This is a genomic window from Actinophytocola sp., from assembly GCF_045807065.1.
Lineage (GTDB): Bacteria > Actinomycetota > Actinomycetes > Mycobacteriales > Pseudonocardiaceae > Actinophytocola.
This window is the reverse complement of sequence record NZ_JBJMIE010000245.1, coordinates 1-7,170: the sequence shown is the minus strand read 5'-3', so window position 1 is coordinate 7,170 and position 7,170 is coordinate 1. Positions and strand designations below refer to the sequence as shown.

The window sequence follows — 7,170 nt, the reverse complement described above, 5'->3', positions numbered from 1 at the left end:
TAAGCCGCACCATGGCGGGTAGGGTCGGCGCGGTCGAGGGGAGTTCGCATGACCGAGGACCGGATCGGCCCGCCGCTGCGCGGGGGCGAGCGGGAGACGCTGCGCGCTTTCCTGGACTACCACCGGGCCACGCTGGCGATGAAGTGCGAGGGTCTGTCCGATGACGACCTGCGCCGGCGGTCGATGCCGCCGTCGACGCTGTCGCTGCTGGGTCTCGTGCGGCACATGGCGGAGGTGGAGCGGCACTGGTTCCGGCGCGTCATCAACGGTGAGGACATCCCGCTCGTCTGGTCCCCCGACGGCGACTTCCAGGCCGCGTACGACCCGTCCGGCTCGACCCGTGCGGAGGCGTTCGCCGCGTGGGAGGCCGAGGTCGAGCACGCGCGGCGGATCGAGCGGGCGGCCGAGTCGCTGGACGTGACCGGGCACAACGCGCGCCATGACGAGGACGTGTCGCTCCGGCTGGTGATGATGCACATGATGCACGAGTACGCCCGGCACAACGGCCACGCCGACTTCCTCCGCGAGGCGATCGACGGGGTGACGGGGGCATAGCCCCTGGCCGAGCGGTCACGCGACCGCTCGGAGCTGACGATAGGGTCCGGTCCCACGGTGAAGCCGGGGATTGGGGGGCCTACTGGTGGCACCACCGTGGGACCGGGGTCTGTGCGGGCGGCGTGCGCCGGTGTCCGCGTGGCGGACCGCCGGTGGGCAGCCGCCGGTCGTGCGAGAGGTCATACAGTTCGTGGATCGTGAGTGCCAGGTCGTCGGCGGCGCCGACCAGCGGGGCGCCGCCGACGACCAGCACGACCCCGGCGGCGAGCGGCAGCACCGAATGGGCAGTCCGCGCGTCAGTCATGACGGCGGCGGGGCGCCACTGGCCTTGTTCGGGGTCGAGGCGCTCCGCCGATCGCGGTGCGATCGTGCCTCCAGCGGAGCATGTGACGCTGCCCACCCACGACGACGGTGTGTCCGTCGGGCAACGCCTCGGCACTCTCGTCATCGCTTCCGACCTCCCACATCTTGCGGTGACAGGGCTACCGTTCCACCTCTCGTTTGCGATCCGTCCACAATTCGTCGACAGTCCTGGTATCTGCGCGGTGGTCGTGGGTTCCTCTAAGGGCATGGACGTGCTGGTCCAGGTGCTCGGCCCGCTGGAGGTGCGGGTGGGCGGGGAAGTGTTGGACCTGGGGGGCACCAGGATCCGCACCCTCCTCGCGACGCTGATCGCGAACAGCGGTCGGGTGACTGCCGTCGGGACGCTGGTCTCGGCCCTGTGGGGCGACGAGGCGCCGCCGGGCGCGCACCGGTCGGTGCGGACGTACGTGTCGCGGCTGCGGGCCGCGCTGTCGCCCGCCGGTGACGCGCTGGCCGTGGTGACGCACCCGGCCGGCTATGTGCTGCGCCTGGCACCCGGGGTGCTGGACGTCGCGCGGTTCGAGGAGCTGGTCGCCGCCGGGCGGCAGGCGCCGGCCGGCGAGCCCGCGGTGGCCGTCGAGCACCTGACGCACGCGCTGTCCCTGTGGCACGGCGACGCGTACGGGGAGTTCGGCGAGGTCAGCGCGTTGCGGGGGGAGACAAGGCGGCTTTCCGGCATGCGCCTGTCGGCCATCGCGGACCGGATCGACGCCGAGCTGGCCGTCGGTGCGGGTGCGGAGCTGATCGCGGAGCTGACCGGGCTGACCGAGCAGCACCCCGGGCACGACCGGCTGTGGGGACAGCTGATGCGCGCGCTCTACCGGGCCGGCCGGCAGGCCGAGGCGCTGGAGGTGTTCGTGCGGGCCCGGACCGTGCTGGTCGAGCGGTTCGGCATCGACCCGTCGCCCACGCTGGTCGAGATCCACCGGCAGGTCCTGGAGAACGACGACCGGCTCGCCGCCGCGCCGGTCACGCCGCCCGCCCGGCCCAGGGCCCGCAACGACCTGCCCGGGGACGTCGCCGACTTCGCCGGGCGCAGGGCGGAGCTGGCCCGGCTGCTGGCCGCCGGCAGGGAGGGCTCCGGCGCGCTGGTGATCGAGGCGCTGGACGGGATGGCGGGTGTGGGCAAGACGACCCTGGCGGTGCGTGCCGCGCACCGGCTCACCGAGCACTACCCCGACGCGCAGCTGTTCATCGACCTGCACGGCCACGCGCCCAACCAGGCGCCGACCACACCGCTGGCCGCGCTGGACATGCTGCTGCGAGCGGTCGGCGTGCCCGGTGCCGAGATCCCGAACGACCTGGACGCCCGCGCCGCGCGGTGGCGCGCGGAGCTGGCCGCGCGGTCGATGCTGGTGGTGCTGGACAACGCCGCCGACAGCGCGCAGGTGCGGCCGCTGCTGCCGGGCACCGTCCGGAGCCTGGCGCTGATCACCAGCCGGCGGCGGCTGGTCGACCTCGAGACCGCGCAGGTCATGTCCCTGGACGTGCTGCCGGAGCGGGACGCGCTCGAGCTGTTCACCGGGGTCGTCGGGGCGGGACGCGTCGCGGGGGAGGCGGCCGCGGTGCGGGAGGTCGTCGAGCTGTGCGGGTACCTGCCGCTGGCCATCCGGATCGCGGCGGCCCGGCTGCGGTCCCGGCCCGCGTGGACCGTGTGGCACCTGGCGGAACGATTACGCCGCGCCGGCTCACCGCTCGCGGAGCTGTCGACGGGCGCCCGAAGCGTCGCGGCGGCGTTCGCGCTGTCGTACGAGAACCTGTACGAGCCCAGCCGGCGGATGTTTCGGCTGCTGGGCGTCCACCCCGGTCCGGACATCGACGTGAACGCCGCCGCCGCGCTCGCCGCGGTCGACCGGGCCGATGCCGCGTGGCTGCTGGACCACCTGGTCGACGACCACCTCGTGCAGGAGCCGGCGGCCGGCCGGTACCGGCTGCACGACCTGGTCCGCCAGCACGCGCACGCGGTCGCGCTGGCGGACGAGCCGGCGGAGGACCGCCGCGCCGCGCTGCGCCGGATCGTCGACTTCTACCTGCACACGGCCTACCGCGGCAGCGGGCTGCTCGACCAGCAGTTCCCACCCATCGACATCGGCGTGCCCGCCGCCGACTGCGTGCCGGAGGACCTGGCCAGCGAGACGGCGGCCATGACGTGGTTCGACACCAACCAGAACTGCGTCCTCGCGGCCCTGTCGGCCGCCGAGCGCGCCGGGTGGGACACGGCCGTCTGGCAGCTGGCGTGGACGCTCGACAACTTCCACTACCGGCGCGGCGCGATCCACGACAGCATCGCGTCGTGGTCGGCCGGGCTGGCCGCGGCGCAGCGGCTGGACAACGTGGCCGCGCAGTCCCGCGCTCACCGCCGGCTGGGGTTGGTGTACGTGCCGCTGGGGGAGCAGGACACCGCGCTGCACCACCTCGGCCAGTCGCTGGCGCTGGCGGAGAAGATCGGCGACGTCCTCGGCCAGGCGGGCGTCCACTTCATCCTGGCGTTCGCGTGGATGCACCAGGAGGACTACCGCCGCGCCCTGCCCCACGCGCTCAGCGCCCAGAACCTGTACCACGAGGCCGGCGGCACGACGTGGGAGATCCGCACGCTCGGCATGATCGCCGCCTGCCACACCCGCCTCGGCGACCACGACGAGGCACGCGAGCGGTGCGAGTCCGCGCTGGCACTGTGCCGCCGGCACGGAGACGTCTACGGGCAGGCCGACTGCCTGGAGACGATGGGCGCCATCGCCGTGCGGACCGGACAGCACGAGCAGGCGCTGGCGCACTACGAGCAGGCGCTGACCCTCTGGCACGAGCTGGACAACACCTACCGGCAGGCCGGCGCCCTCACCGAGATCGGGGACATCCACGTGGGGCGCGGTGACCACGAGCCGGCCCGGGAGGCGTGGCAGCGCGCCATCGTCCTGTACCGGGCCCAGAACCTGCGACAGGCGGCGGCCAAGGTCGCGGCCCGCCTCGAGACTGGTTCGCCTCCCCTAACTCCCTAGATGAGTGACCACGAACGATCACCGGGTTGGCGACACGCGGGCGGGCACCTCATCGATCGGGAACTTCTCGATGTCCACAGCCGAATGCCAAAGACAATCGTAGTAGTGATCGAAGCACTCGCGAACAACCTCTCGGCCGCGAATGCCGATGCCGACGATGCGATCGGTATCGCTGTTGCAGGAAATGAATACCTGGTCGTCATCGTAGATGCCCACGCAGAACATGGCGGCATCGTAGGTAGTACGGTCCAACAGCTTGACCCGATAGTGCAGCTGATTCACTCGCGCCCGACGCACCTCCGTCAGCTCCCGTTTCAAGAACTCGATCATCGAAGGGTCGTCCGAATTCACGCCGATTCGCCGGAACCTGTGCCGAGGGGAACTCTTGGCCCACTTGCGGCACGCGTCGATGTGCTGCTGGAAGGAGGCATCGACCTCATTCGGACTTATGGGTGACAAATAACATACGAAGATTCGATCCTGGCAATTCTCGACAGTCTTTCGGGTGGCCGTGTAGAAGCTGTGACGATTGGTGTACACGGTTACTTCGGGAGTTTCACCCCGGCTCAGGTGGCGCTCGATCCGCGCCAGGACGGCCAGGATCAGAAGTAGTGCCGCCATGATCAGCGGACGCTCGATCTTATCGACCAGGCCCAGTTCGCGATTGATGAACACGGCAGTCGCGTAGAACACGATGAACGCACCCAAGCCCGCGCGGATCAGCAGCCGGAAAACGCGACCAGTTCTGTGCTCGATCGCGGTGGCCAACTTTCGCACTCTGTCCTCCGGAGGCTGGGAACGACCGGGTCGGCTTTCGAGACGCTGTGGCGTTCCCGTAGAGGATCGTGTCGAGCCATAACCGTGTTACCCGATCCTGAACAGCTTCCGCGCGTTGTCGGCGGTGAACTTCTGGCGGTCCTCGTCGTCGGGGAACTGGGCCAGGAACTGGGTGATGTCCGCGGCGGTGGGGCGTTGGAACGGGGTGTCGACGGAGAACAGGAGGCGGTCGATGGTGGTGACCTCGAGGGTGTGGCGCAGCAGGACGGGGTTGAGCATGCCCGAGCACGTGATGTGGAAGTTGGTCCGGAGGTAGTCCTCGGCCCTGCGCTCCAGGCCCGCGACGCGGGTCAGGCTGTTGGTGCGGTCGGACCAGAACGGCAGTAGCTCGCCCCAGTGGCCGAGGATGATCTGCAGGTCGGGGTGGCGGTCGAAGGTGCCGCGGACGATGAGGCGCAGCGCCGCCAGCGCCGCTTCCAGGTGCCAGCCCCAGCCGAACGTCGCCAGCGCCAGGTTGGTCATCTCGTCGAAGCCGGAGTAGGCGGCGTCGCGGACGGCACGCGGCGGGAGCTGCGGGTGGATGAAGATCGGCTGGCCGAGTGCCGCGGCGGTGGCGAACAGGTCGTCGTAGCACGGGTCGTCGAGCGGGGTCTCGCCCGTGCGGCCGTAGACCATGGTGCCGACGAAGCCCAGGCCGGCGGCCCGTTCGAGCTCTCCCGCCACCGCGGCGGGGTTGGTCATCGGCAGCGCGGCGAACGCACGCAGGCGCGCCGGGTACTTCGCCACCGCCTCCGCCGCCAGGTCGTTCGCCTCGCGGCTCAGGACGACCGCGTCCGCCGGTGCGACCTCCCCGACTCCCGGCGGGGCGAGGGAGATGACCTGCACGTCGACGCCCTGGGCGTCCATCACCGCGATGCGACCCTCCCCGAGATCGTTGAGGTGGGCGAGGTTGTCGCCCAGCTCGCTCAACGCGAGGCTCTCGTCACGCTGCCCCTCGGGGAGTGCCCGCAGCGCCGCAATCACGGCGGGGGAGTTCCAGTGCTCTTCGATCGCGATCAACGGCACGGCCACACGTCCTTTTCGCTCATGTCCTGTCGAGCCGACCCACCCTAATCGAGGCCGAGCCGCGGCGTTCTCGGGCTCACCATCGCGCGGCACCTCCTGAAGCTGGACGCCTCGCGGACCGAGGCTGTCCTCCGGCGGCTCGCGAAAGGACGTGGCCAGGACGAGACTAGGACACCACGGCACGGACCTGCCGGGCGATCTCCACGTCCTCGCGGGACTCGAGCACCAGCGTCCGCACGGGCGCGCCGGCCGCGGTGATGTCGGTCCGACCGGCGTCGTTCGCCGCCGCCGAGATGCGTACGCCGAGGAACGCCAAGCCCTCGGCGGCCGCCGCGCGGATCGGGGGCTGGTGCTCGCCGACGCCGCCGGTGAACACCAGGACGTCGAGGCCGTTCAGCGCGGCCGCCATCGCGGCGATCTCGCGGCGGAGGTGGTGTGTGTAGACGGCCAGCGCCAGCCGGTCGTCCGGCTCGTCGCTGCCGATGACGTCCCGCACGTCGCCGCTGCCGCCGGTCAGGCCGGCCAGGCCGCTGTGGTGTTCGAGCGTGTCGGACAGCTCGTCGGCGTCGACGCGGTTCAGCAGCCACAGCAGGAGACCGGGGTCGACATCGCCTGACCGCGTGGCCATGACGAGGCCCGCCAGCGGCGTGAACCCCATCGTCGTGTCCACCGAGCGGTCGCCGTCGATCGCGGCCAGCGACGCGCCGGAGCCGAGGTGGCAGCTGACGATCCGCCGCCCCGGTCCGGCCAGCTCCGCGACCCGCCGGGCGACGTGGGCGTGGGAGAGGCCGTGGAAGCCGTACCGGCGCACGCCCCACCGCTCGTTCCACTCGCGCGGCAGCGCGTACGTCGCGGCGGCGGGTGGCAGGTCGTGGTGGAACGCGGTGTCGAAGCACGCCACCGCGGGCACGTCCGGTAGCACCTTGCCGACGGCGTCGATTCCGGCCACGCCCCGTGGCTGGTGCAGTGGCGCCAGCTCCGCCAGGCCGGCGATCCGGTCGCGGACGCTGCCGTCGATCCGGACCGGGCCGGTCAGCTCCGGGCCGCCGTGCACGATCCGGTGCCCGACGGCGTCCACCCCGGGCAGCCGGCCGACGAACTTCCCGATGTCCTCGGTCTCGTCCTCGCCGGACCACCGGTCGAGGGTCACCCTGTCGACGACCTCGTCCGTCTCATTGAGCAACGCGAGTTTGAGGCTGGACGAGCCGGCGTTCACCACCAGCACCCGCATCAGAACGGCCAGGTCCAGTCGCGGACCTCGGGCAGGTCCTCGCCGTGTTCGCGGGTCCAGACGTGGTGGCGGGCGCGGATGTCCTGCATGCGCTGGCGCAGCAGCGCGGTGCGCACGCCGAGGCCGGGGACCCGGTCGAGGACGTCGATGACGAGTCGGTAGCGGTCCATGTCGTTCATGACC

At 71.4% G+C, this 7,170-nt stretch carries 7 protein-coding genes; 2 read left to right on the top strand and 5 right to left on the bottom strand.

What is annotated here, in order from left to right:
* Positions 1-48 precede the first annotated feature (48 nt).
* Positions 49-555 (top strand): DinB family protein, encoded by a 507-nt coding sequence (locus ACJ73U_RS14295; RefSeq protein ID WP_407778089.1) that lies wholly within the window; start codon positions 49-51, stop codon positions 553-555.
* A gap of 79 nt (positions 556-634) precedes the next feature.
* On the opposite strand, the gene ACJ73U_RS14290 is transcribed toward ACJ73U_RS14295, so the two are convergent.
* Positions 635-859: a hypothetical protein gene (locus tag ACJ73U_RS14290; protein WP_407778088.1), complete on the bottom strand. Its 225-nt coding sequence runs from the start codon at positions 857-859 to the stop codon at positions 635-637.
* A gap of 265 nt (positions 860-1,124) precedes the next feature.
* Here ACJ73U_RS14290 and ACJ73U_RS14285 point away from each other — a divergent pair, with 265 nt between their 5' ends.
* Positions 1,125-3,914 carry a BTAD domain-containing putative transcriptional regulator gene (locus ACJ73U_RS14285; RefSeq protein ID WP_407778087.1) on the top strand — a complete coding sequence of 930 codons (2,790 nt, stop codon included), beginning with the start codon at positions 1,125-1,127 and terminating at the stop codon, positions 3,912-3,914.
* 18 nt (positions 3,915-3,932) lie between these two features.
* On the opposite strand, the gene ACJ73U_RS14280 is transcribed toward ACJ73U_RS14285, so the two are convergent.
* From ACJ73U_RS14280 to ACJ73U_RS14265, 4 genes are all read right to left on the bottom strand, one after another.
* On the bottom strand, positions 3,933-4,682 hold the full coding sequence (locus ACJ73U_RS14280) for a hypothetical protein (RefSeq protein ID WP_407778086.1): 750 nt from the start codon (positions 4,680-4,682) through the stop codon (positions 3,933-3,935).
* Positions 4,683-4,778: 96 nt separating this feature from the next.
* Positions 4,779-5,756 carry an amidohydrolase family protein gene (locus tag ACJ73U_RS14275; RefSeq protein ID WP_407778085.1) on the bottom strand — a complete coding sequence of 326 codons (978 nt, stop codon included), beginning with the start codon at positions 5,754-5,756 and terminating at the stop codon, positions 4,779-4,781.
* Positions 5,757-5,922: 166 nt separating this feature from the next.
* Entirely contained in the window at positions 5,923-6,987 is a 1,065-nt protein-coding gene (locus ACJ73U_RS14270) for an acetate/propionate family kinase (RefSeq protein ID WP_407778084.1), read from the bottom strand.
* Positions 6,987-7,170 (bottom strand): hypothetical protein (locus ACJ73U_RS14265; protein ID WP_407778083.1); only part of this gene is annotated, 184 nt, incomplete at its 5' end. The genes ACJ73U_RS14270 and ACJ73U_RS14265, both read right to left, overlap by 1 nt.

Excerpts from the sequence above, each read along its gene's own strand:
- ACJ73U_RS14295 (WP_407778089.1), top strand. The coding sequence starts at position 49 with ATGACCGAGGACCGGATCGGCCCGCCGCTGCGCGGGGGCGAGCGGGAG.
- ACJ73U_RS14290 (WP_407778088.1), bottom strand. The coding sequence starts at position 859 with ATGACTGACGCGCGGACTGCCCATTCGGTGCTGCCGCTCGCCGCCGGG.
- ACJ73U_RS14285 (WP_407778087.1), top strand. The coding sequence starts at position 1,125 with ATGGACGTGCTGGTCCAGGTGCTCGGCCCGCTGGAGGTGCGGGTGGGC.
- ACJ73U_RS14270 (WP_407778084.1), bottom strand. The coding sequence starts at position 6,987 with ATGCGGGTGCTGGTGGTGAACGCCGGCTCGTCCAGCCTCAAACTCGCG.